The 22,428-nt window shown below is 71.1% G+C and carries 20 protein-coding genes and 2 pseudogenes; 9 read left to right on the forward strand and 13 right to left on the reverse strand.

Features of this window, described 5'->3' with window-relative positions; translation table 11 throughout:
• Positions 1 to 73 precede the first annotated feature (73 nt).
• Complete coding sequence (locus ACP4J3_RS27285) at positions 74 to 1,669, reverse strand: cation acetate symporter (RefSeq protein ID WP_426538829.1); 1,596 nt, start codon at positions 1,667 to 1,669, stop codon at positions 74 to 76.
• Positions 1,670 to 1,671: 2 nt separating this feature from the next.
• Positions 1,672 to 2,130: a DUF485 domain-containing protein gene (locus ACP4J3_RS27290; RefSeq protein WP_426538696.1), complete on the reverse strand. Its 459-nt coding sequence runs from the start codon at positions 2,128 to 2,130 to the stop codon at positions 1,672 to 1,674.
• Positions 2,131 to 3,028: 898 nt separating this feature from the next.
• Here ACP4J3_RS27290 and ACP4J3_RS27295 point away from each other — a divergent pair.
• A complete protein-coding gene (locus tag ACP4J3_RS27295; protein ID WP_426538697.1) occupies positions 3,029 to 3,520 on the forward strand; it encodes an LNS2 domain-containing protein in 492 nt (163 codons plus the stop codon).
• Between the two features lie 14 nt (positions 3,521 to 3,534).
• Here ACP4J3_RS27295 and ACP4J3_RS27300 read toward each other — a convergent pair whose 3' ends face one another.
• From ACP4J3_RS27300 to egtA, 5 genes are all read right to left on the reverse strand, one after another.
• Positions 3,535 to 3,750, reverse strand: coding sequence for a dodecin (locus tag ACP4J3_RS27300; protein ID WP_426538698.1), 216 nt, complete (start codon positions 3,748 to 3,750; stop codon positions 3,535 to 3,537).
• 66 nt (positions 3,751 to 3,816) lie between these two features.
• Positions 3,817 to 4,779 (reverse strand): L-histidine N(alpha)-methyltransferase, encoded by a 963-nt coding sequence (egtD, locus tag ACP4J3_RS27305; protein ID WP_426538699.1) that lies wholly within the window; start codon positions 4,777 to 4,779, stop codon positions 3,817 to 3,819.
• The gene (gene egtC / locus ACP4J3_RS27310) at positions 4,776 to 5,567 is read right to left on the reverse strand and encodes an ergothioneine biosynthesis protein EgtC (protein WP_426538700.1); all 792 of its coding nucleotides are present in this window, start codon (positions 5,565 to 5,567) and stop codon (positions 4,776 to 4,778) included. Before egtC ends, egtD begins: the two co-directional genes overlap by 4 nt.
• The gene (gene egtB, locus ACP4J3_RS27315; RefSeq protein WP_426538701.1) at positions 5,567 to 6,907 is read right to left on the reverse strand and encodes an ergothioneine biosynthesis protein EgtB; all 1,341 of its coding nucleotides are present in this window, start codon (positions 6,905 to 6,907) and stop codon (positions 5,567 to 5,569) included. The genes egtC and egtB overlap by 1 nt, the downstream gene beginning before the upstream one ends.
• Positions 6,904 to 8,208: an ergothioneine biosynthesis glutamate--cysteine ligase EgtA gene (egtA, locus tag ACP4J3_RS27320; RefSeq protein ID WP_426538702.1), complete on the reverse strand. Its 1,305-nt coding sequence runs from the start codon at positions 8,206 to 8,208 to the stop codon at positions 6,904 to 6,906. Before egtA ends, egtB begins: the two co-directional genes overlap by 4 nt.
• Positions 8,209 to 8,523: 315 nt before the next feature.
• Here egtA and ACP4J3_RS27325 point away from each other — a divergent pair, with 315 nt between their 5' ends.
• Entirely contained in the window at positions 8,524 to 9,348 is an 825-nt protein-coding gene (locus ACP4J3_RS27325) for a TIGR02452 family protein (protein WP_426538703.1), read from the forward strand.
• Here ACP4J3_RS27325 and ACP4J3_RS27330 read toward each other — a convergent pair.
• Together ACP4J3_RS27330 and ACP4J3_RS27335 are read right to left on the reverse strand one after the other, a co-directional pair.
• The gene (locus ACP4J3_RS27330) at positions 9,333 to 9,803 is read right to left on the reverse strand and encodes a type II toxin-antitoxin system PemK/MazF family toxin (RefSeq protein WP_426538704.1); all 471 of its coding nucleotides are present in this window, start codon (positions 9,801 to 9,803) and stop codon (positions 9,333 to 9,335) included. The genes ACP4J3_RS27325 and ACP4J3_RS27330 overlap by 16 nt on opposite strands.
• Positions 9,804 to 9,860: 57 nt before the next feature.
• The gene (locus ACP4J3_RS27335; RefSeq protein ID WP_426538705.1) at positions 9,861 to 11,285 is read right to left on the reverse strand and encodes an amidase; all 1,425 of its coding nucleotides are present in this window, start codon (positions 11,283 to 11,285) and stop codon (positions 9,861 to 9,863) included.
• 190 nt (positions 11,286 to 11,475) lie between these two features.
• Here ACP4J3_RS27335 and ACP4J3_RS27340 point away from each other — a divergent pair.
• A pseudogene (locus ACP4J3_RS27340) lies at positions 11,476 to 12,594 on the forward strand (AbfB domain-containing protein); the annotation flags it as partial.
• A 358-nt stretch (positions 12,595 to 12,952) separates the two neighbouring features.
• Here the strand turns inward: ACP4J3_RS27340 and ACP4J3_RS27345 are convergent.
• Positions 12,953 to 13,933 (reverse strand): Ku protein, encoded by a 981-nt coding sequence (locus ACP4J3_RS27345; protein WP_426538706.1) that lies wholly within the window; start codon positions 13,931 to 13,933, stop codon positions 12,953 to 12,955.
• A 22-nt stretch (positions 13,934 to 13,955) separates the two neighbouring features.
• Positions 13,956 to 14,603 carry a hypothetical protein gene (locus ACP4J3_RS27350; RefSeq protein ID WP_426538707.1) on the reverse strand — a complete coding sequence of 216 codons (648 nt, stop codon included), beginning with the start codon at positions 14,601 to 14,603 and terminating at the stop codon, positions 13,956 to 13,958.
• A gap of 624 nt (positions 14,604 to 15,227) precedes the next feature.
• On the opposite strand from ACP4J3_RS27350, the gene ACP4J3_RS27355 reads away from it, so the two are divergent.
• The 6 genes and pseudogenes from ACP4J3_RS27355 to mnhG all read left to right on the forward strand — a co-directional run bounded on the left by ACP4J3_RS27355 (position 15,228) and on the right by mnhG (position 21,335).
• Positions 15,228 to 18,083 carry a Na+/H+ antiporter subunit A gene (locus ACP4J3_RS27355; RefSeq protein WP_426538708.1) on the forward strand — a complete coding sequence of 952 codons (2,856 nt, stop codon included), beginning with the start codon at positions 15,228 to 15,230 and terminating at the stop codon, positions 18,081 to 18,083.
• Positions 18,080 to 18,526 (forward strand): Na(+)/H(+) antiporter subunit C, encoded by a 447-nt coding sequence (locus tag ACP4J3_RS27360; protein WP_426538709.1) that lies wholly within the window; start codon positions 18,080 to 18,082, stop codon positions 18,524 to 18,526. Before ACP4J3_RS27355 ends, ACP4J3_RS27360 begins: the two co-directional genes overlap by 4 nt.
• Positions 18,523 to 20,076 (forward strand): Na+/H+ antiporter subunit D, encoded by a 1,554-nt coding sequence (locus tag ACP4J3_RS27365; RefSeq protein WP_426538710.1) that lies wholly within the window; start codon positions 18,523 to 18,525, stop codon positions 20,074 to 20,076. Before ACP4J3_RS27360 ends, ACP4J3_RS27365 begins: the two co-directional genes overlap by 4 nt.
• Positions 20,073 to 20,573: pseudogene (locus ACP4J3_RS27370) on the forward strand (Na+/H+ antiporter subunit E); the annotation flags it as partial. The gene ACP4J3_RS27365 and the pseudogene ACP4J3_RS27370, both read left to right, overlap by 4 nt.
• Before the next feature lie 55 nt (positions 20,574 to 20,628).
• A complete protein-coding gene (locus ACP4J3_RS27375) occupies positions 20,629 to 20,919 on the forward strand; it encodes a monovalent cation/H+ antiporter complex subunit F (protein ID WP_426538711.1) in 291 nt (96 codons plus the stop codon).
• Entirely contained in the window at positions 20,916 to 21,335 is a 420-nt protein-coding gene (mnhG, locus tag ACP4J3_RS27380) for a monovalent cation/H(+) antiporter subunit G (RefSeq protein WP_426538712.1), read from the forward strand. The genes ACP4J3_RS27375 and mnhG overlap by 4 nt, the downstream gene beginning before the upstream one ends.
• A gap of 262 nt (positions 21,336 to 21,597) precedes the next feature.
• On the opposite strand, the gene ACP4J3_RS27385 is transcribed toward mnhG, so the two are convergent.
• Both ACP4J3_RS27385 and ACP4J3_RS27390 read right to left on the reverse strand, forming a co-directional pair.
• Positions 21,598 to 21,855 (reverse strand): universal stress protein, encoded by a 258-nt coding sequence (locus tag ACP4J3_RS27385; protein WP_426538713.1) that lies wholly within the window; start codon positions 21,853 to 21,855, stop codon positions 21,598 to 21,600.
• Complete coding sequence (locus ACP4J3_RS27390) at positions 21,856 to 22,182, reverse strand: DUF2180 family protein (protein ID WP_426538714.1); 327 nt, start codon at positions 22,180 to 22,182, stop codon at positions 21,856 to 21,858. It lies immediately after the preceding gene.
• Positions 22,183 to 22,428 lie beyond the last annotated feature (246 nt).

Raw genomic sequence — 22,428 nt, forward strand, 5'->3', positions numbered from 1 at the left:
GGTCCGCTACGAAGCGACCGTGCTGGTCGCAGCCATCAACGAGTGGCTGTGACCAGCACTTTCACAACAGGCCCTAGTCCTTGGCGCCCACCAGCATCCGCACCTCGAACTCCTCATAGGCGTCGTCGTCCTGGGGCTGCCGGCGCTCGCCCAGCACCGTACCGAGCCGGCCGAGGAGGAAGCCCGCCGGGATGGAGACGATGCCCGGGTTCTGCAGCGGGAACCAGGCGAAGTCGGACTCCGGGTAGAACGAGTCCGGTGTGGCGGAGACCACGGGGGAGAACAGCACCAGCAGGACCGAGCAGGCCAGGCCGCCCCAGAGGCTGAGCAGCGCTCCCTGGCCGTTGAAGCGGCGCCAGAAGAGGGTGTACACGATCGTCGGCAGGATCGCGGACGCCGCGATGGCGAAGGCCAGGAACGCCAGCGTCGCGGTGTTGGCGCCCCACGAGACCAGGGCGAGCATCATGGCCAGGACGCCGATGACGGCCGCGGACAGCCGGGCGACCATCAGCTCCTCGGTCTCGCTCGCGCGGCCCTTGCGGATCACCTCGCCGTACAGGTCGTGGGCGAGGGAAGTGGCCGCGGCGAGGGTGAGGCCGGCGGCCACGGCGAGCAGCGTGACGAAGGCGAGGCAGGACAGCAGGGCGGTGAGGATGCCGCCGCCGAGGGCGTTGGCCAGGAGCAGTACGGCCGCGTCGCCCTTGTGGTCGGTGTTCGAGATGGTCTCCCGGCCCACGACGGCCGTGGCACCGAGGCCGAGGATGCCGGCCGCCAGGCAGACCAGGCCGACCAGGCCTACCGCCCAGACGACGGAGGAACGCAGCACGTCGACCTTGCGAGGGGCGAGCAGCCGCATCAGGACGTGGGGGAGGGCGGCGAGGCCGAGGACGATCGCCAGCTGCAGACTGAAGAAGTCGATCTTGCTCGAAGTGCTGACGCCGTAGCGCAGCCCGGGTTCCAGGAACTGGGCGCCTGTGCCGCTGTTGTCCGCGGCCGCCGACAACAGGGCGCCAGGGTTCCAGTCGAAGCGGTGCAGCACCATGACCGCGGTGACCGTCACGCCCGCCACCAGCATCACGGCCTTGATGATCTGGATGACCGTGGCGCCGGGTGCGCCGCCGATGGCCGCGTACACGATGACGATGGTGCCGATCACGATCACGCACAGGGTGCGGGTCGCCGCACCGGGTTCGCCGGTGAACTGGGTCAGCAGGGCGATGCTGCCGACGAGTTGGGCGACCAGATAGAGGGTCGCGATGGCCAGCGTGCACACCGCGAGGGCGAGCCGCACCGGTCGTTGCAGCCGGGGCAGGCGCATGGCGAGGGTGTCGCCGAGGGTGAACCTGCCCGCGCGGCGCAGGGGTTCGGCGATCAGCAGCAGCACCATCATCCAGGCGACCACGGTGCCGCCGAGGTACATCAGCCCGTCGTAGCCGGTCAGGGCGACCAGTCCGGTGCTGCCCAGCAGGGTCGCGGCGGACAGGTAGTCGCCGCACATCGCGAGGCCGTTGCGCAGCGGGGACATGGTGCGGTTGCCGAGGTAGAACTCGCTGATCTCGTCGCGCTGAGGGGCCGTCAACAGCGCCATGAACAGCGTGACCACGACCACCGACAGGAACAGCACGAACGTCAGTTGCAGGCTGAACCGGTCGACGATGCCTTCGGACATGGTCACCACGTGCGGTACCCCCTGGGGCCGGGACGGACGGTCTGACCTGCGTCGCCGTGCGGTGCGGCGGCGCCGGGTGAGCCCGGCTGTCGCTGGTGCACTCGTGAGCTCAGGCCGCGGGCGAGCGGATCGACCCGGGTGCGCATGTGCCGCACGTAGCACCAGGCCGTCACGCCCATCACGACGAACTGCCCGAGCCCCAGGGCGAGGCCGAGCGTGAGGGCGCCGACCAGGCGTTGGTTCATCAGGCCGGGAGCGGAGTGGGACAGCAGGACGTACAGCAGGAATCCGCCGACGGACAGGAGCGACGCGCGGACGCCGAACCTGCGCTGGGCGCGGCGCAGAGAGTGAAATTCGGGGTCTTCGGATATGCGTGGGGGTGGGGCAGACGCGTTGGCAGGCGCGTTATTCGGCGAACCGTATGTGAAAGAATTGTTGTGCCAAGGTGAAAAATCGGGCACAGGCGCACCTTCTTCGCTGCGTCATGCCGAACACACTGGTGGTGCGGGCTTGGTGGGGGGGACGGTCGGAGCGGCGAAAGCCGGAAGCCGGAGTATGTCAGCGGGTTCTTTCAACAATCAACCGGCTAAGTGAATCGCCGCACCCCGGTGGCGTGTTCACCCTTCGCGATTCGTCGGCGATCTTCTGTGGCCTGCGAAAAAGGGCCCTCCCGGAAATAGTCCGGCCCATGTCTTTCGGCCGGTCTGGCTCAAACAAGACCCGTCCGGGAGGGGTGACAAGCCGGCGGCTCAGAACCGGGCGCCGACGGCCGCGCCGCTCCGCGGCACCAGGAACCCCCCCCCGTGCCGACGGCAGCCCTCCGTCGGCGGAGCGCGGCCCGGTGAGGGAGGGAAGCGGTGTGTGCCCCACCGCCGGGGCCGGACTGCCCCCGCCCATCTTGAAGCCATTGCCGTCGCCGGCGAAGTCCGGAAAGGCTTGACGGCCAGACCGTCGGCGCTCTCACCGTTCTTGCGCGGGTCGCGATTGCCGTAACTGTCCAGATTCAGGATCTGGTTGTCACTGGTAGATCCCTGAAGCTGAAAGCCGGATTCGTAATTGTCGTGTGTGGAAATTCGGGAGGAGACGTTGCCGTTGCAGCCGTCGCAGTAGATCCCATAAGGGCCGTTGACGATCTCCAGCCGCCGCGTACGGCGATGGAGTCGCCGGGCCGCCCCAGGTCCACGGCCCGCTGAAGGGTCCGCAGCGGCTGGTCCAGGGTGCCCGGTGCCGAGTCGTCCCCGTCCACCGCCACGACAAGCATCGGGGCCTCTCGCGTCCGCCTGCCCGCCGTCTCGCACAGCAGTGGCCGCCCGGCGCGCGGAGGTTGCCGGGGTGCGTTGCCCCTTTAGGGTGAGAGACGTGACGGACAGCAACGAGCGCCCGGTCGCCGTGTTCGACCTGGACAACACCCTCGCCGACACGGCACACCGGCAGCACTTCCTGGAGCGCAGGCCCCGGGACTGGGACGCCTTCTTCGCGGCCGCCCCGCAGGACCCGCCGATCGAGGAGGGCATCGCCCTGCTCCGGGAGAGCGCCGAGGAGTGCGAGATCCGCTATCTCACCGGGCGGCCCGAGCGCTGCCGGCGCGACACCCTCGACTGGCTCGCGGCGCACGGGCTGCCCGACGAGCGGGTGTACATGCGGCGCGACAACGACCGCAGGCCCGCCCGGCGCACCAAGCTCGAGATCCTGCACCGCCTCGCCCGCACCCATGAGATCCGGGTGCTGGTGGACGACGACGAGCTGGTCTGCGAGGACGCCGAACGGGCCGGCTTCACCGTCGTACGGGCGCGCTGGACCGCCCCCTCCGCCGTGCTGAAGGTGGCGCAGGAGCGGGAGGGGCGGACCTGAGGAACAGGACCGGCCTAGTCGGACTCCTCCAGGCGGAAGCCGACCTTCATGGTCACCTGCCAGTGCGCGATCTCACCGTTCTCGAGCTGGCCACGCACCTCGACCACCTCGAACCAGTCCAGGTTGCGCAGGGTCTGGGAGGCGCGCGCGATGCCGTTGCGGATTGCCTGGTCCACGCCCTCGGGCGAGGTGCCGACGATGTCCGTGACCCGGTAGGTGTGGTTCGTCATGTGGGTGCTCCTCTCGCACGCGTCACTCCACCGTGCCCCAAGGGGCGGCATCGCGCGAGCCGTCCGTCAGCGGGCCACGCTCAGTGACAGCGCGAAGCGGCCCTGACGGTCCGTCCACCAGTGCGCCTGCTCCAGCCCGGCCGCCGACAGCTCCGCGCCCACTCCCTCCTTGCGGAACTTCGCCGACACCTCGGTGCGCATCTCCTCGCCCGCCGCGAAGTCGACGGCGAGGTCGAGCGCGGGCACCTTCACCGTGTGCGCCGTGCGGGAGCGCAGCCGCATCTCGATCCACTCGTTGTCCGCGTCCCAGACGGCGACGTGGTCGAAGGCGTCCGGATCGAAGTCCGCGCCCAGCTCCCGGTCGATGACGGTCAGCACGTTCTTGTTGAAGGCAGCCGTCACCCCGGCGGCGTCGTCGTACGCCGCGACCAGGACCCCCTCGTCCTTGACCAGGTCCGTGCCGAGCAGCAGCGCGTCCCCGGGGGAGAGCAGGGCGCGCACCGAGGCGAGGAACGCGGCCCGTTCGGCCGGCAGCAGATTGCCGATCGTGCCGCCGAGGAACGCCACCAGCCGCGGACCCGGCGTGTCCGGCAGGTCGAGGCCGCCGGTGAAGTCGGCGATCAGCGCGTGCACGTTCAGCGCCGGCCGCTCCTCGATGAGCGCGTGCCCGGCCTGGCTGAGCGCGCTCTCGCTGACGTCGACGGGCACATACGTGTGCAGCCCCGTCAGCGCGTCGATCAGGAACCGCGTCTTCTCCGAGGACCCGGAGCCCAGTTCGACCAGGGTGCGGGCGCCGGTGGCGGCGGCGATCTCGCCGGCCCGGTCGACGAGGATCTCCCGCTCGGCTCGGGTGGGGTAGTACTCCGGCAACTCGGTGATCTTCTCGAACAGTTCGCTGCCGTGGGCGTCGTAGAACCACTTGGGCGGCAGCGTCTTGGGCGAGCTGGTCAGGCCCTTGAGGACATCGGCGCGCAGCGCGGCGTCGGTGGCGTCCTCGGGCAGGGTGCGGGTCAGCAGGAACGGACTCACGTGCTGGGCTCCTTGGATGGTGCGGGGGCCAGGGGGTCGCCGGGTTCCTTGAGCGGGGTGAGCAGCACATCGGTGCGGCTCGCCGCGAGGAGGGTGCGGTCGGGGACCTGAAGCCAGTGCGGATCGTCGTCGTAGGGCTCGGAGGCCACGACGGTGCCGCCGCCGGGCCGGGTCAGATACCACAGGGTGTCGCCCCAGGCGGTCGCGGCGATGGTCTCGCCGTTGGTGAGCAGCAGGTTGAGCCGGGAGCCGGGGGCCGCCTCGGCGACCTCCACCACCGTGTCGGCCAGCGCCTGCCCTTCCTCATCACCGCCGCGCAGCCGCGCGAGGACCAGCGCCCACACGAACGCCGAGTCGTTGCGGGCCTCCATCGACAGCAGGTCCACGGCGGGGAGGCCGGACACCAGCGGCGTCAGCGAGCCGGGCCAGCCCTTGACCGCGCCGTTGTGGCTGAACAGCCAGGTACCCGCGGCGAACGGCGCCGCCGCGGCCTCCTGGTCGGCGCCCGCCACCGTCGCGTCCCGTACGGCGGCGAGCAGCGCGGTGCTGCGTACGACGCGGGCGAGATCGGCGAAGGACAGATCCGCCCAGATGGGCCCGGCCCGGCGGTACCGCGCCGGCACCGGATCTCCCTCGGCATACCAACCGACCCCGAAACCATCGGCGTTGACGGTCCCGTACCGCTGCCGCCGAGGTTCCCAGGACTGGCGGTACAGGCCGTGCGGGGGCTCCACCAGGAGTCGGCCGAGCGGCTCCTCGGGGCCCAGGTAGGCCAGATGACGGCACATCAGACGTCCCCCGCGGAGCGGGCCGTGCGGAAACCGGAGAAGATCTGCCGCCGTATCGGATAGTCCCAGTTGCGGAACGTGCCCCGGCAGGCCACCGCGTCCACGGCGAACGAACCGCCGCGCAGCACCTTGTACTCGGGGCCGAAGAACACCTCCGAGTACTCCTTGTACGGGAAGGCCTGGAACCCCGGGTACGGCAGGAAGTCGCTCGCCGTCCACTCCCACACGTCACCGATCAACTGCCGTACCCCGAGCGGCGATTCGCCCTCCGGATAGCTGCCCGTCGGCGCCGGGCGCAGATGCCGCTGGCCGAGGTTGGCGTGGACCGGCGCGGGATCCGCGTCGCCCCACGGGTAGCGCATCGAGCGGTCACCGGCCGGGTCGTGGCGGGCCGCCTTCTCCCACTCGGCCTCGGTGGGCAGCCGCCGACCGGCCCAGCGGGCGTAGGCGTCCGCCTCGTACCAGCACACATGCAGCACCGGCTCGTCGGGCGGCACGACCTCGGTGACGCCGAAGCGGCGCCGGAGCCACTGCTTGCCGTCCCGGTGCCAGAACAGCGGGGCGTGGATCGAGTGCTGCCGGATGTGCGCCCAGCCCTGCGGCGTCCACCAGCGCTCCTCGTCGTAGCCGCCGTCCTCGATGAACGCCTGGTACGCGGCGTTCGTCACCGGCGTGGTGTCGATGTGGAACGGCGCCACCTCGCGCCGGTGCGCCGGGCGCTCGTTGTCCAGGGCCCAGGGCTCCGTCGAGGTGCCCATGGTGAACGGGCCGCCGGGGACCAGGACTTCGGACGGCCCCGTGAACAGGGGCACCGGATCCGGGTCGGGGGCGGTCAGCGCCTGCGGGCCCTTGCGGAGCTGATGGGTGATCAGCATCGTCTCGTCGTGCTGCTGCTCGTGCTGCGCGATCATCCCGAAGGCGAAGCCCGCCTCGGTCAGCCGCGTCCCGTGGAACGCGGTGCTCTGAAGGACGTCAAGGACCCGGCCGCGCACCTCGGCCGCGTAGTTGCGGGCCTCGCCCGGCGGCAGCAGCGGCAGCGAGGGGCGTTCGGCGCGCGGGTGCTCGAAGGCGTCGTAGAGGCCGTCGATCTCGGGCCGCATCGCCTCCCGCCCGGCGACCGCCCGCAGCAGCCACTGCTCCTCCTGGTTGCCGATGTGCGCGAGGTCCCACACCAGTGGCGACATCAGCGGCGAGTGCTGGGCGGTCAGGTCGGGGTCCTCGACACAGGAGGTGAGCAGGGTGGTGCGGGCACGGGCGGTGGTCAGGGTGGTCAGCGCCCGCTCGCGGAGCGTATCGGCGTCGAAGTGGAGCGCGTCGCCGTCGATGGCGGGGTCGGTCATGTGCGGATGTCCTTCCCGTGCAGGGTGCGGTCCGTGCCGTAGAGCTCGTCCAGCAGGTCGTCGGCGGGGCAGCGGCCCCTTGCGACATAGCGGTCCCGGTACGCCGCCACCGCGTGGGTGACCTCGGCCGTGGCCCCCAGCCGGGGCAGAGCCTCGAGGGCCGTCGCGAAACAGGTGTCCGCCACCTCCCGCAGCTCCTTGTCGGCGAGGCCCGAGCGGGCCGCGTCGGTCCACAGCGGGTTGTGCGGCGCGGGCGCCGCCAGCGCGCGCTCGGCCAGCGGCTTCACGGCGCGGTAGGCGGTCTCGGCCGCCTCCGGGTCGTCGAAGAGCGCGGTCGTCACGGCGAGCGGCACGATCCAGCCGTCCTCGCCGGGCTGGGCGTCGATCATGCGCAGTTCGAGATGGCCGCGCGGTCTGATCGGCGGGAACAGCGTCGTGAGGTGGTAGTCGAGATCCTCGTGCGTGGGCGGTCTGGGCGCCCCCGATCTGGTCCACTCCCGAAACGCCAGCCCGTCCGGGACGTCCCACGGGCCGCCGTCCCGGCGTACGCACATCACCGGTGCGTCCAGGACGTGCCGCGCCCAGGCGGCCCGGGGATCGCCGTCCAGCGGGGGAGCGCCCGCGCGGTCCGGGCCGATCTCCATCCACAGCAGTTGCCGGGTGGAGAGCCAGCCGGTGGGCTCGCTCCCGGCCAGCGGGGAGTTGGCGAACGCGGCGACCAGGACCGCGCCGAGCTGGTGCGCCAGCCACCAGCGCCGCCCGTGCCCGAGGGGGCCGGGCTCCTCGTATCCGGCGTCCAGGCACACCTGCACGGAGGCCGAGGTGCACATCATGGCGCGGCCGGCCGGACCCGCACGGTCCAGATACGCCTCCATCGCGTCATAACGCGGCTGGCGCAGGAAACGGCGGGGCGAGTGCCAGGGATCGTTGCCGATGCCGACCAGACCGAGGTCGTGCTCGCGCAGGACCGCGCGGGCGGCGTCGAGGTCGGCGGAGACGGTACCGATGCACTCCATCAGGGAGGCGGCGGGCGGGGAGCTCAGCTCCAGTTGGCCGCCGGGTTCGACGGTGAGCGCCGATCTCAGGGGCACGGTCCGCAGTGCGGCGTAGGCCGCTTCGAGTCTTTCGGGTGTCACGGGGAGCTGCGGGCTGCGCAGCTCATGGACGAGCCATTCCACTTCGACCCCGAGCGTGCGGGGTGGGCCGGTCTTGAAGCAGATGCCCCGGACCAGGGCCTCCACCTCGGCTTCGGTTACCGCGGTGCGGGGCTGCTCCGTACAGCCACTGACCGACTCGGACATATCGGGATCCTCCTGAGAGTCCAGGGTGCAGTGTCACCGGCCCGGATCTTGTGGGGCCGGGTCGGCACACTCGTCCAACCCAAGACCCTCTCGCCGCTTCGCACAAGAGTGCGTAGCGGCGCGTTCCGGAGCGGTAACTTCCACGCTCCGGGCGTTGGCAGGGGCTTTCCCGGTCGTTCTCGGTCGGCTGTGCGGCCCGGGAATTCTGTTGCACCGCATCACCAGCATCGCTCACGATGCGTGGGTGAGCACGACGGGGGAGATCGCGGGCGGCCCGGGCGGTCGCGTGACCATGGCGCGCACGGGGGTGGCGCCATGAGCGCGCGTCTGCGCGGGATCGCGCACCAGACGGAACAGATCGTGGCGGCGGGCACCTACCGCGCGCCCGGCGGCCATGAGGTGGCCATCGGCGCGGCGATCGAGGCGGCGAGGGCCGGTACGCGCATGTACGGGCCCGAGCCGCTGTCGCTGCCCCGGATCTCCTCCACGGAGACGTTCTTCGAGGTCACGGGCGAGAGCAGCCTCGAGGCGGCCCGTCGGCTCGGCGCCGGGACGGCCGTACTGAACTTCGCCTCGGCCCGCAACCCGGGCGGCGGCTTCCTGAACGGCGCCCAGGCCCAGGAGGAGGCCCTGTGCCGGGCCTCCGCGCTGTACACCTGCCTGCTCGAGGCCCACGAGTTCTACGACCACCACCGCGCCCACCGCGACGCGTTCTACACGGACCGCGTCATCCACTCACCCGGCGTCCCCGTCTTCCGGGACGACCGCGGCGGCCTGCTGGACGAGCCGTACACCGCCGGCTTCCTGACCGCCGCCGCCCCGAACGCGGGCGTCGTACGGCGCAGGACACCCGAGCGCACGGCCGAGCTGCCGCGGGCCCTGGCGATCCGCGCCGAGCGTGTGCTGGAGACGGCCGCCGTGCACGGCTACCGGCGGCTGGTGCTGGGCGCGTGGGGCTGCGGGGTGTTCCAGAACGCCCCCGCACAGGTGGCGGGGGCGTTCCGGGAACTGCTCGGGCCCGGCGGGCGGTTCGCCGGAGCCTTCGAGCACGTGGTGTTCGGGATCCTGGACCGCACGCCCGACAGCCCGGTGCGGGCCGCGTTCGCCCAGGTGTTCCCCGAGCGTCAGGTCCAGCCGTAGCGCTCGTGCAGCCGCCGCCTGACCAGGTTGAACCGCCCCCGGTCCAGGGCGCACGCCTCCCGGCGCATGCCCTGCTCGTGCAGCCGGAGGATGCGGTCCACGTCGACCCAGGAGTCGCGCCCCGACCGGTCCCACGGCCCGCTGCCGATCGCGACCCACTCCCGGGCACCTCTTCCCCCACCCGCCCGCCCGGCGTCGTGCCGCTTGCTGGACAACTGCACGGCGAGGAAAGTGCCGCCCGCCTCCCGCGCGACGACGAGCACCGGGCGGTCCTTGCCCCGGCCGTCGTTCTCTTCGAAGGGAACCCAGGTCCACACGATCTCGCCGGGGTCGGGGTCGCCGTCGTGCGCGGGGGAGTACTCCGTGCGCACCCTGCCGACCGCGCGGGGGTCGGCCTCGGTGGTGGCGGTGGGGCCGGAGCGGCCCGGGACGTTCTCGTCGGTAAGCGTGCTCACGGAGGCACACCCTAGGGGTTGGCCCATGGGCTACGCGTTGCGGGTCGCCTCTCGCCCTCAGGCGACCGCGCTGGGCGCCGTCTCCCCCTGCTGCGGCGGCCACAGCTCGTGCCACCGCAGCTCCGACTCCAACTGCGCGGCCAGCGAGATCAGCAGCGGCTCGCTGTTGGCCGGCCCGAGCAACTGCCCGCCGACGGGCAGGTCGCCCACGAACCCGGCGGGGACGTTGACACCGGGCCAGCCCAGCACGTTCCACGGCCATGCGTAGGGGCAGGCGGCGATGATCGCCCGGTCGGTGGCGAAACCGCCGAGGCCGAGCATCGCGCCGATCCGGGGCGGGGGAGCGGCCGTTGTGGGCGCGAGCACGACGTCGTACGACTCGTAGAACCTGCCGATACGCCGGTGCAGGACCGCCTCCGCGCGCCGCGCCGCCCGCAGCGGCAGCCCGCCGAGGAGCCGGCCGAGGCGGGCCGCGCTGCGGGTGCGCGGGTCGAGCAGCGCGGGGAAGGGCACCTCGTCGGCCCACTCGGCGATCCCGGCCGTCGCGCGCGGGATGAAGGTCAGCCCGATCTGGCCGTACGGCGGATCGGCCTCCTCGACATGATGCCCCAACTCGCCGAGCTTCTCGGCGAGTTGGACGATCCGGGCCCGCACCTGCGGCTCGAGCCGGGCGGGAAGGGCGGTGAACGGCGGCTTGAGGGAGAGCGCGACGCGCAGCCGGCCGGGGTCGCGGCCGACGGCCTCGGAGGCGTCGACCGCGGGCGGTCGGTGCGGGTCGAGTTCGTGGTTTCCGGCGGCGGCGTCCAGCAGGAGGGCCGCGTCGGCGACCGTACGGGCGAGGGAGCCGTTGACGGTGATGCCCTTGAAGGACTCGCCGCGCGGCCAGGTGGAGATGCGCCCGCGCTGCGGCTTGATGCCGATGAGGTGGGTCCAGGACGCGGGGATCCGCACCGAGCCGGCGCCGTCCGAGCCGAGCGCGGCGGGGACCAGCCCGGCGGCGACGGCGGCGGCCGAACCGCCGGACGAGCCGCCCGGCGTGTGGTCCCGGTGCCATGGGTTGCGGGTCGCGCCGAAGGCGGGACCCTCGGTGAACGGCCACTGCCCCAGCTCACAGGTGTTGGTCTTGCCGACGATCACGGCCCCGGCCGCGCGCAGCCGCCGTACCGCCTCGCCGTCCTCGGCGACCGGCGGGAACTCCCCGCGGCAGCCGAACGCGGTCGGCTCGCCCGCCACGTTCATGTCGTCCTTCACCGCGACCGGCACACCGAGCAGCGGCAGGCGCACCCCGGCCGCGAGCTTCTCGTCCGCGGCCGCCGCCTCGGCGAGAGCGGCCTCGGTCCGCACCACCCGGAAGGCGTTCAGGGACTCCTGGCTCGCCTCGATCCGCGCGAGCGCCTCGGCGACGAGGGACTGCGACGTCACCTCCCCGCCGGCCAGCGCACGGGCGGACTCGGCCAGGCCTGCGGCACGGTCGGGCGTCATACGGGGCACCTCCCAGACGACACTGTCTACCGAACGGTAACCTCCGGCGGCCGGGCGCGGAACGTTTTCGACCGGTGCGGCTCCGAGGTTCACCACAGGTTTCTCCCAGATCTCGCCCTTCCCGTACCCAAACCATTGACGGGCCCGAGCCCTGCCCTTACCTCCTGATCGAATTTTCGAACTACGTTCGATATTACGAACGCAGCTGGTTCGGGTTTCGGGATTGTCCCTGGCCGCCGTGCCGGCCTCGGCTCTGATCCTGGGCGAGGCCCCCCGGTCTACACGATCGTGCCGTTCCTGAACAGCAACGACGGGACCGTGAACGTCTACCAGTCCGACGACGCCACCGACTTCCGTCTGGCCAGGGCCTCCGCGTACACACCGCCGAGCAACCGCATCCGCGACGCGAGCATCATCCGGCACACCGACGGCTACTACTACATCACCTACACGACCCACACCTGGCAGGACCCCAGCACCACCATCGGCTTCGCGCGCAGCACCGACCGGGTCGACTGGACGTTCCTGTACGACCACACGGTCAGCGTGAACGTGATCGTGTCGTGCTCGACCACCAACGACCAGTGGATCTTCACGCCGTATCTGCTGAGGGCGACGAACTCCGCGCTGACGCCGTGGAGTTCACCGGTCGCCCTGTCTGGCATCGGCACGAACCACATCGACACGTACATAGTGAAGACCGGCTCCACCTACCACGCCTTCACCAAGAACGAGACGACCAAGTACATCGAGTACGCGACAGCCTCGTCACTGACACTACAGCGACAGCTACGACACGTTCGCCACCTGGTCGGCCCCGACCGCGCTGCCCGTCGTCTCCGGCACCGCCCGCCACTTCACGGTTATCAAGGAGACGGTCTCTGGCGGCCCGGCCCTGGCGAAGAACGTCACCCGCTCCTTCCGGTCGGGCAACTACTCCACCCGCTACTGGCAGACGCAGTTCTCCCTGCTCAACCTCCCGGTGGTCAGCGGCTCCAGCACCACCGCCGAGAAGCAGGCCGCCACCTTCACGGTCGTGCCCGGCCTCGCCGACGTGAACGGCTACTCCTTCCGCGACGCCGCCGGCAACTACCTGCGCCACTACGGCTTCCGCGCCCGCTTCGACCCGAACGACGGCACGTCGACGTTCGCCAAGGACGCCACGTTCATCGCCCGAACCGGCACCCCGAGCGGCTCGATCCGCTTCGAGTCGTACAACTACCCCGGGTACTACCTGCGGCACTACAACTATCAACTGCGCGTGGACCGCACGGAGGGGACGGAGTTGTTCCGGCAGGACAGTTCGTTTGGGGATGTATTGAGGGATGCGGAGGGCTTCCCTCCGGTTCCCTCGATTTCCCGGGAGTTCCCGCGCAAAGGCGCACTGGATGTGCGGGCGGAGCCGAGTCGGTCAGTGCCTCGCTGTGGCCGGCTTTCGGTTGATGGACTTTTGCTCCTGGCCACGGTCGGACTTCTCAAGCAGCCAGAGCCTCGGACCCGACGGGCGCAGTGGGCGATTTGGTCGGCCTTCTTGCTGGGAATCGCGGTCTCTCTGGCCGCAAACATTGCTGCGGCACCGGCTTTGGCATGGAAACCGGTCCTCGTCGCCGGGTGGCCGCCCGTCGCGAGGCGGTCGGCTGGTAGCCCACGGGCCGGGCCGCAGTCCGTCACGAGGCGGCTTTGGTGAGGGCGTTGATGAGCTGGTTCTTGTTCATCTTGGACCGGCCGGGGATGTCGAGCTTGGTCGCCTGCTCGTACAAGTCGCCCTTGCTCAGCTGCTCAAGCTGATCCTTCGCGCCCTTGCCGGCCTTCCTCTCACCCGTCGGCAGCCGCTTGACCTTCCCCCGGCCCCCTGAGGGGCGTTTGCGTTGCTTGCGGCCCTGCTCGACGCTGCGCTGGAGCGCGTCCATCAGATCAATGACGTTGGTCGCCTCGGGCGGAGCTTCCTCGCTGACGATCTCCCGGCCCTTGGCCTTGGCGTCGACCAGCTCCTGGACCCGCTCCTCGTAGGTGTCGCGGTAGTTCTCGGGACGCCAGTCGATGGACAGCGCGCCGATCAGCTGCCGGGCCGTGTCCAGCTCCTTGCCCTTGGTTTGGCCGCGCTCGGGCAGCGCGGGCAGCTCCTGGTGCGGGTCGCGCACCTCATCGGCCCAGTGCAGCGTGTGCAGCACCATGACGTCCTCCTGCGCGCGCAGCGCGACAAGGTACTGCTTGCCGCGCATCACGAACGTGGCGATGCCGGTCTTGTTCTCCTTCTCCATGGCGGCGCGCAGCAGCTCGTAGACCTTGGCGTACTCCTCACCCTTGGGGGCGAGGTAGTAGGTGCGGTCGAAGTACACCGGCTCGACCTGTTCCAGGTCGACGAAGCCGGTGATCTCGACGACCTGGGACTTGCCCGGGGCGATTTCGTCGAGTTCCTCAGGCTCGATGACCACGTAGTCGCCGTCCAGGTCATAGCCTTTGACGATGTCCTCGTAGTCCACCTCCTTGCCCGTTCTTTCGTTCACCCGCTGGTAGCGGATGCGGTCGGAGGTGCCACGCTGCAGCTGGCGGAAGTGAGTGGTGTGGTCCTCGGTCGCGGTGAACAACTGCACGGGCACCGTGACCAGCCCGAACGTCAGCACTCCACTCCAGATTGCTCGCGCCATCGTTGTTCCCTGCCCTTCTTTCTCAGGTCCTTGAGGGTTTGCTGCGCACCTGTTCGGCGAGCTTCTGAGCGTGCGCGGCGGCGTCCTCGGTCCGGCGCCGGACTTCTCGGACCGCCCGGTCGGCGTCCCGCGCATGGCCACGGGCTCGCCGGCCAGCCTCCCGGGCCTGCTCCTGCCGCTGCTCCGCCCGGTTTTGCTCCTTCTGGGCGTCGGTCAGGGCCTCTTCGCGCTCCTTGAGCTGTCGCTCGGCGTTCGCAGCCTCTCGCAGGGCTCGCTGAAGGCGCTCTTGCTGCTCTTGGCGGCGAGTGCGTGCAGCATCGAGGTCGGACAGCCGGCCGGAGGGTTCGGTGCCGCGGCGGGGAGCCGGGCGCTCCGTCGGCGTCTGGGGCGGGGCGGGAAAGCCCACCGGGGCGCTCGACGGCTTCGTCAGACGACCCTGGGCCCACTGTCGAGCTGCATCCGGGTCTGCCGGCATGGCCTGCAGGGTCTCCTGGACCTCACGCTGGACGCCGTCACTGATGCGCAGCCCGGCCTGGGCGGTGAGCCGGCCGGCCAGCAGCCGCTCGGCCTCGTACTGGTGCTCGCGCACCAGCAGATTGCTGGCCCGTGCGGCCATAGTGGGGCGGCGCAGCCGGCCGTAGAGCTCATCGATCACAGCGTCCAGATCCACCCTGCCTCCCACCACCCTCCTGTGTCGATTTTGTCACCATTCATGTGGGTGTGTGGTGGGTGTGGTCGTGACTCCGCCGCTGGAGCCGATGCCCGCCCGCTCCGTGGATGTGCTGCCGGGGCCGACCGCGCTGCCCGGTGGAGTGTCTCAGGCGACTTGCCCCCGACCGGCGTCGACATTGCACGCGATGTTTTGTGCCGAGAGTCCCGGCCACAGCCGCATCGTGGCTGCGCCGGCAAGGGTTGGCAGCGGTCGCCTACCGGATCGTCAGCCTGCGTACTCTGACGGGCTAACGACCCCACCATCCCCGAGCAGCGCCACACCCCTGCATACGGCCACCTTCAAGACACCACCGCTTCGGACGATATCGGTACTGGTGTGAGCGGGAGTTGGTCTGTCTCGGGCGGACCTCTTGAGCAGGCGGTTCCGCCGGAGACGGCCGCACACTGAACTGACCGCGGTCATTCACTCCGCTCCGTTCGGGGCACGGCCCTCGGCCCACGCCTCTGAGGCGGGGTTGATCCGCCGCACGCAGGGCACCCACCTGTGTCTGAGAAACCTGCGCTCGGAACATCGAGCGGGGATGAACCGCGTACCGGTGGACACCGTGAAGGAGTTGATGCCGTGCTGGTGTTGCTGGCCGCCCACGCGGGGGTCGCTGTGGCGATTCCCTGGTGGGAGCGGCGGCTCGCCAAGGCGGTGTGGCCCGTTGCGGCGCTGGTACCGCTGGCGGCCCTCGTCTGGTCGGCCACGCGGGCGGCGCGGGTCCTGGACGGTGGCGACTACCAGGAGTCCCTGGCCTGGGCGCCGTCCCTCGGACTGACGGTCGATCTGCGCCTGGACGCCCTGGCTCTGCTGATGCTGTGGATCGTCGCCGGCGTCGGAGCCGCGGTGCTGTGGTACTGCCGGTACTACGTCGAGGGGGAGGCGGGCCGCCAGGCAGCCCTCCTGCTGGCCTTCGCCGGGGCGATGGCGGGACTCGTGCTGGCCGACAACCTGTTCGTGCTCTACGTCTTCTGGGAACTCACCACGGTTGCGTCGTTCCTGCTCATCGTGGGAAGCGGTCAGTCGCAGGAACAGCGGCGGGCGGCCCGCCAGGCTCTCCTGGTGACCGCGGCCGGCGGCCTGGTGCTGCTGCTCGGTGCAGTGCTCCTCGGGCAGGCGGCGGGCACCTACCGTGTCTCGGCGATCCTGGCCGATCCGCCGCGCGGCGGAACCGTCTCAGCCGCGGTGGTGCTCATGCTGATCGGGGCGTTCGCCAAGTCGGCGCAGATGCCGCTGCACGGCTGGCTGCCCGCGGCGATGGTGGCCCCCACGCCGGTCAGCGCCTATCTGCATGCCGCCGCCATGGTCAAGGCCGGGGTGTACCTGGTGGCCCGGCTGGCCCCCGCCTTCTCCGAGGCGGCCCCGTGGCGGCCGATGGTCCTCGGCGTCGGACTGATGACGATGGTGCTGGCCGCGTGGCGGGCGCTGCGTGCCACCGACCTGAAACTCCTGCTGGCCTACGGCACGATCAGCGAACTTGGTCTGCTGATCGCTCTGCTGGGGGCCGGAACGCGGACCGCGGCGCTGGCCGGGGTGGTGCTGTTGGTCGCGCACGCGGCTTTCAAGGCCGCGCTGTTCCTGTCCGTCGGGATCCTGGAACACCAGGCGGGCACGCGGGACATACGGGAGCTGTCGGGACTGGGGCGGCGCCTGCCGGTTCTGTGCGCCGTCTCAACCCTCGCCGCCGCGTCCATGGCCGGTCTGCCACCGCTCGTCGGCCATCTGGGCAAGGAGGCGGCCCTCGAGACGTTTCTCCACGGCACCGGACTCGGCGGCCACGGGTGGCTGACGGCGACGGTCGTACTCGGCTCCGTTCTGACCGTGGCGTATGCGGCGCGATTCGTGCACGGTGCCTTCGGCGGCCGCCCGGGAAAGGCGGTGCGTGCAGCGAGCCGGCCCGAACCAGGGTTCCTCGCGCCGGTGGCGGTGCTGTCCGGCGCGGGGCTGGTACTCGGTGTGTGGTACGCGGGTACGGCAGCCGTCGCGACGGCTTACGCAGACGGCTATTCGGCAGGACCGCACGGCCCGTACGAGTTGTCCCTGTGGCACGGATTCACCGCCGTGCTCGGTCTGTCCGTGCTGAGCCTGGTCCTGGGTGTCCTGGTCCATGCGGGATGGCGGCGCGCACCGGCTGTGCCGCGTCTGCCGGACGTGCAGCGCGCGTTCGATCGGACGATCGCCGCCATGGACCGACTGGCCGTAGCGGTGACCGGGCGTACCCAGGTCGGCTCGCTGCCGGTCTATCTGACGGTGCTGCTGATGACGGTGGCCGTGGGGCCCGGTGCGGCACTGGGGGCCGCCGTGCCCTCGCTGGGCTCCCCTTCGCCTTGGCGGTCCCCGATCGAGCTGCCGCTTGCGGCGGTGGTGCTGGCCGCGGCCGCGGCGGTGGTGGTCGCCCGGCACCGGCTGACCGGCATCCTGCTGACCGGGGCCGTCGGCTACGGCGTCGCGGGGGTATTCCTGGTGCGCGGCGCGCCGGATCTGGCGCTCACGCAGTTCCTCGTCGAAACCATGACCCTGGTCGTGGTGGTGCTGGTACTGCGCCGGATGCCGGCCCGGTTCGGCCCCGGCCGGACGACCGCACGCGGGCGCCTGCTGCGGGCCGCGGCCGCCGGTGCGATCGGCGCCCTCGTCACCTGCCTGGCCATGGCGGCCTCCGCCGCGGGACCGGTCTCCTCCGTCTCCGGGGAGTATGTGCGCCGGGTGTCGGAGACGGGTGCGCACAACGTCGTCAACGCGATCCTCGTAGACTTCCGCGCCCTGGACACCCTGGGCGAGATCTCGGTGCTGCTGGTGGCGGGGGTCGGGGTCGTCAGTCTGGTCCGGGTCCAGGGCCGGGGCCGACGGCCGGGCCGCGGCGACGCCGGACGCGACGCCTTTCCCACGGCGCACTGGGACGAGCCCCGGCAGACCTGGCTGCCGGGCGCCGGCGAGCGACCGGGCGGCGAGCGCTCAGTGCTGCTGGAGGTGGTGACCCGACTGCTCTTTCCTTCCGTGCTCGTTCTGTCCCTGTTCCTGCTGTTCTCCGGCCACTACCGCCCCGGCGGAGGGTTCGCCGGCGGGCTGGTGGCGGGCCAGGCGTTCGTGCTGAGGTACCTGGTGGGCGGACGGGCCGATCTCGGAGTCGCCGCACCGGTACCCGCCGGCGTGGTCGCGGGCGCGGGGCTGATGCTCGCTGCCGCCGTCGGGCTGTTCCCGCTGGCACTGGGTGGTGCGCCGCTGGAGAGCGCGGTGGTGACCTTCCAGCTGCCGGTTGCGGGGTCGGTGAAGTTCGCGACCAGCCTGTTCTTCGACATCGGCGTCTACCTGCTCGTCGTCGGCGTCACGCTGAAGCTGCTGTCGGCGGTGGGAGTCACGCTCGGCGACCTCGGAGTTCCGGCGGGCGACGAGGACGCGGCGGAGCGCGAGGAGAGGACGGGAGGCGCCGCCCGGTGAACGCGCTCGACGTGACGATGGCCGTCGTCGTCGGCGGCCTTTTCGCCATGGGCTTCTACCTGATGACGCAACGCTCCCTGATGCGGATCGTGCTGGGTTTCGTCCTCCTGGGCCACGGCACCAACCTGTTGCTGCTGGTGGCCGGCGGCGTGCCCGGACGACCTCCCGTGCTGAACGGGGAGTCAGCGGATCCCGAGCGCATTGCGGACCCGTTGCCCCAGGCCATGGCGTTGACGGCGATTGTGATCACCTTCGGACTGACGGCCTTCCTGATGGCGCTGGCCTATCGCTCCTGGCACCTGTCCGGGCACGACGAGGTACGCGACGACGTGGCGGACCGCCGCATCCGCGCCGCCCAGGAACGCGGCGAGTCCGAAGCCGGCCCCGAGCGGGACCGCGGTGACGAGGGCGCCGCACCGACCGCATCGGAGGACCGTCGATGACGGCGCCGCTGCTCGCTCTGCCCGTGCTGCTGCCGGTCCTCGGCGCGGGCATGTCCCTGCTCGGCCTGCCCCGCGCGGCCGTCCGCGCGCTCAGCATCACCGTGCTGGTCGCGGTCCTGGCCGACGCGGTGGCGCTGCTGGTGCTCGCCGACACTCGGGGACCGCAGTCCGTGCACGTCGGCGGCTGGCCCGCGCCCCTGGGGATCACCCTGGTGGCCGACCGGCTGTCGGCCCTGCTCCTCACCGTGTCGGTGCTGGTGGCGCTGGCGGTACTGGTGTTCGCCATCGGCCAGGGCACGGCGGAGGAACGCCGTCGTGCGGCGGAGGTCTTCCATCCCGCCTACCTGGTGCTCGTCACGGGCGTGAGCCTGGCCTTCCTCACGGGCGACCTGTTCAACCTCTTCGTCGCCTTCGAGGTGATGCTGGCCGCCAGCTACGTCCTGATCACACTGGACGCCGACAAGAACCGCACCCGCGCCGGCATGACGTACACCATCGTCAGCCTGACGTCCTCCCTGCTGTTCCTCACGCTGGTCGCCCTGGTCTACGCGGCCACCGGCACGGTCACCCTGGCGCAGCTCGGGCCACGGCTGGCGGAGCTGCCGGACGGCCTGCGCTCGGCACTGGCCCTGCTGCTCCTGGCCGTCCTCGGCATCAAGGCGGCGATCGTCCCGCTGCACTTCTGGCTCCCCGACAGCTATCCCACCGCCCCCGCGCCCATCACCGCCGTGTTCGCCGCGCTGCTCACCAAGGTCGGCGTGTACGCCCTGCTGCGCACCCAGACGCTGCTCTTCCCCCGCACCGAGGTCTGGCCCCTGCTCGCGTACGTCGCGATCGCCACCATGATCGTGGGCATCCTCGGCGCCATCGCGCAGGACGACCTCAACCGGCTGCTGTCCTTCGCCCTCGTCAGCCACATCGGCTTCATGCTGTTCGGCCTCGCGCTGTTCGACACCCGCGGGCTGACCGGCACCATCCTCTACGTGGTCCACCACATCGTCGTACAGGCCGCCCTGTTCCTCATCGCCGGTATTTCCGTGCGGCGCATGAGAACCGCCGCGCTGCATCGCATGGCCAAGCGGCCACCTCCCGCAACGGCGGTCGTCGTGCTGTTCGCCCTACCAGCCCTGAGCCTGTCCGGCATCCCGCCGTTCTCCGGCTTCGTGGCCAAGCTGACCCTGCTGCGGGCCGGAGTCGCGCAGGGCGGGCCGACGGCCTACGCCCTCGCCGCAGCCGCCCTGCTCACCAGCCTGCTGACGCTCTACGCCATGTCCAGGGTGTGGACACTCGCCTTCATGGGCCGGCCGGCGGTCCCGGCGGGCCCGAGCACGGCACAGTCGGCACCGCCCACCACCGAGACCGCGCGGCGACGCCAGGGGGGAGCACGCGGCACCAGACTGATGGTCACCGCGTCGGCCGGTCTGACGGCGACCGGAGTCGCGATCGCCGTCTGCGCGGGCCCCCTTGCCCGCGTCAGTGAGCGAGCCGCGCACGACCTGCTGCACCCGAAGCCGTACCAGTCCGTCGTCCTGGACGGAGTGGACCGATGACCCGCCTGGAGCGAGTACGCCGCGGCGTCCACCATCTGCCGTTGATCGCCTGGCTGTGGCTGCTGTGGGTCCTGTTGTGGGAATCCGTGAGCGCGGTGGTGCTCATCGGTGGTCTGGCGGTGGCCGTCGCCGTGGTCACGGCGTTCTCCCTGCCGCCGGCACTGCCGGGCGCTGCGCCCCGGCCGTGGCGGATCGCGGCGCTGCTGGCACATCTGCTCGCCGACCTCGTCCGGTCCGGGGCCACCGTCGCCTGGCAGGCCCTGCGCCACGGCGGCAGGACATCCGCCGCGATCGTCGAGGTCCAGCTCGGCGTCGACGACGATCTGCTGATCACGGTCGTCGCCGAGGTCACGACCATGACCCCCGGCACTCTGGTGGCGGAGATCGATCGCCGCCGGCGGCTTCTGTACGTCCATGCGCTCCCCGTGCGCGACCAGCACGACATCGACCACCGCAAGAGCGAGGTGCGGGCCGTGGAACGCCGCGTGGCGCGGGTGGTCGGCCACCGCACGGGGGAAGGCGGGCCGGTCCCCGCTCGCCCGGAAGAACCTGATGACCCGCACGAGGGAGACGACCATGACCGTCCTGTACGGCACGACACTGACCATGGTGGCGGCGGCCGGCCTGCTGACCCTGCTGCGCCTCCTGGCCGGTCCGGGCGCGCTCGACCGGATCATGGCCCTGGACGTGGTGACGACCTTGATCCTGGCCGGGATCGCCGTCGGGATGGCGGCCCGTGAGGACTCCACGCCCCTTCCCGTGCTCGTCGTGCTCGCGCTGCTGGCCTTCATCGGCTCGGTGACGGCCGCCCACCTGATCGAGAAACGCGAGGGTATGCGATGAACGTGGTGCGCGACGCGGTCACCGCCGTTCTGCTCCCGGCCGGCGCGGCCTTCTGCCTGCTGGCCGCCGTCGGCCTGCTCCGCTTCCCGGACACCGCGAGCCGCCTCCACGCGGCCGCCAAGGCCCAGACCCTCGGCCTGCTGCTCATCCTCCTCGGAGTGGCAGTGCGGTTACCGCTGAACCACGCCCCCGTACTGCTGCTCGTCGCCCTGTTCCAACTGCTCACCGCCCCGGTCACCAGTCAGATCATCGGCCGCACCGCCTATCGCGCCCAAGCGCTCGACCGCCGCCTTCTCGTCCGCGACGAACTGGCCGATCGCCTGGAAAGGAACGGTACTGCGGCGGATGACCGGGACAACCTCAGGGAAGGAGGCGGAAGCCCGCCGGACGGGAGCGAAGAGGCCGACGACCGATGATCTCCCGAGAGGCGCAGCCCACTCTGATGCGCGTCAGGACACCGATGAACCGGCCCGACGTCCGGAGGATGGAGACCTGCCGGCAAGTGGCGTGTCGCACTGTGGGTGGAGGTTCGGCCTCCTGGCGATCATCTGCCTCGGCAGCAGCGCAGGCGCGAATAGGGGCCACTCCGAAGCAGGCCGATACCCGGCCCGTGATAGGTCGAGCTGGCACAACCGGCACAGCAGTCAGGGAGGCCTTCACCCTTCAGGCGCCTTCGGCTCAGACGCTCCCAGGCGTCTGCTGCCGAGGAGCCAACGGCGACGGGGCAGGCGCTGCATGGAGGACTCCGCCGCTCACCGAGCCGAGCAGCAGCCTGCGCAGCCCGGTTCGGCCGCGGGAACCGACCACCAGCAGATCTGGGGATGCGCCTGGCACTGTCCTCGGTTTCGCCACGTCGGGTTCGACTGTGGTGGCGCGGCTCGGGGCGCCTGGCAGCAGCGCGGGCCGGTGCAGGGCGTGTACGACCTGCGAGGCCATTCAGCGGGACTCCTCCGCCGCGCGGCACACTGGACAGGTCAGCCGCCTGGCCGGCTGGTCGTGGATCACCTTGCCGGGATGCGCGGGCTCGCGCACTTGCATCGACTCCGCGTGCACGTGGGCGGTGCAGACAGCGGCCCCGCACAGCTGACAGACGGCTACTGCTTCGGAGGTGCGCCCCAACTGGGCGCATTCGTAGCAGGTCATGTGCGGACCTCCCAGCCGATGGGCGGACAGCGGTGCATGACTCGCTTGCTGGGATTTCTGGAGTCCCCCCACTTCAGCTCCGCAAACATGCCAGGCTGCCCACGGCGTGCCGCGGCCCATCCAGCCGGACCTCTCGCTCGGTTCGTCGCGCGGCCGGCGCCTGTCGGAGGAACTGGAGTGGTCGTGCGGGAGGGGGACCGGGCACGGCTCATCTGTGAGATCACGGCCGCCCGGCTGCTCGATGCCGCCGGGACCGAGCCGGGCGGTCAGCGCATTTCGGCGACCCGCATCCACAGGGGCGTACCGTGACTGGCCGCGGCAGCCGCGACCAGCCCGCAGTCCCGGTGGAATGCGGCAAGGTGCGAA

Origin of the sequence: Streptomyces sp. UG1 (assembly GCF_049974585.1) — a bacterium.
In the GTDB taxonomy this organism is placed as follows: Bacteria; Actinomycetota; Actinomycetes; order Streptomycetales; family Streptomycetaceae; genus Streptomyces.

Bases quoted from the DNA above. Each gene is read 5' to 3' on its own strand.
- ACP4J3_RS27335 (WP_426538705.1), bottom strand. From the start codon at position 11,285: ATGACGCCCGACCGTGCCGCAGGCCTGGCCGAGTCCGCCCGTGCGCTG.
- ACP4J3_RS27345 (WP_426538706.1), bottom strand. From the start codon at position 13,933: ATGGCGCGAGCAATCTGGAGTGGAGTGCTGACGTTCGGGCTGGTCACG.
- ACP4J3_RS27375 (WP_426538711.1), top strand. From the start codon at position 20,629: ATGACCCGCACGAGGGAGACGACCATGACCGTCCTGTACGGCACGACA.
- ACP4J3_RS27285 (WP_426538829.1), bottom strand. From the start codon at position 1,669: ATGTCCGAAGGCATCGTCGACCGGTTCAGCCTGCAACTGACGTTCGTG.
- ACP4J3_RS27325 (WP_426538703.1), top strand. From the start codon at position 8,524: ATGAGCGCGCGTCTGCGCGGGATCGCGCACCAGACGGAACAGATCGTG.
- ACP4J3_RS27390 (WP_426538714.1), bottom strand. From the start codon at position 22,182: ATGGGCCGCGGCACGCCGTGGGCAGCCTGGCATGTTTGCGGAGCTGAA.
- ACP4J3_RS27300 (WP_426538698.1), bottom strand. From the start codon at position 3,750: ATGACGAACCACACCTACCGGGTCACGGACATCGTCGGCACCTCGCCC.
- egtB (WP_426538701.1), bottom strand. From the start codon at position 6,907: ATGACCGACCCCGCCATCGACGGCGACGCGCTCCACTTCGACGCCGAT.
- egtC (WP_426538700.1), bottom strand. From the start codon at position 5,567: ATGTGCCGTCATCTGGCCTACCTGGGCCCCGAGGAGCCGCTCGGCCGA.
- mnhG (WP_426538712.1), top strand. From the start codon at position 20,916: ATGAACGTGGTGCGCGACGCGGTCACCGCCGTTCTGCTCCCGGCCGGC.
- egtA (WP_426538702.1), bottom strand. From the start codon at position 8,208: ATGTCCGAGTCGGTCAGTGGCTGTACGGAGCAGCCCCGCACCGCGGTA.
- ACP4J3_RS27365 (WP_426538710.1), top strand. From the start codon at position 18,523: ATGACGGCGCCGCTGCTCGCTCTGCCCGTGCTGCTGCCGGTCCTCGGC.
- ACP4J3_RS27385 (WP_426538713.1), bottom strand. From the start codon at position 21,855: ATGGCCTCGCAGGTCGTACACGCCCTGCACCGGCCCGCGCTGCTGCCA.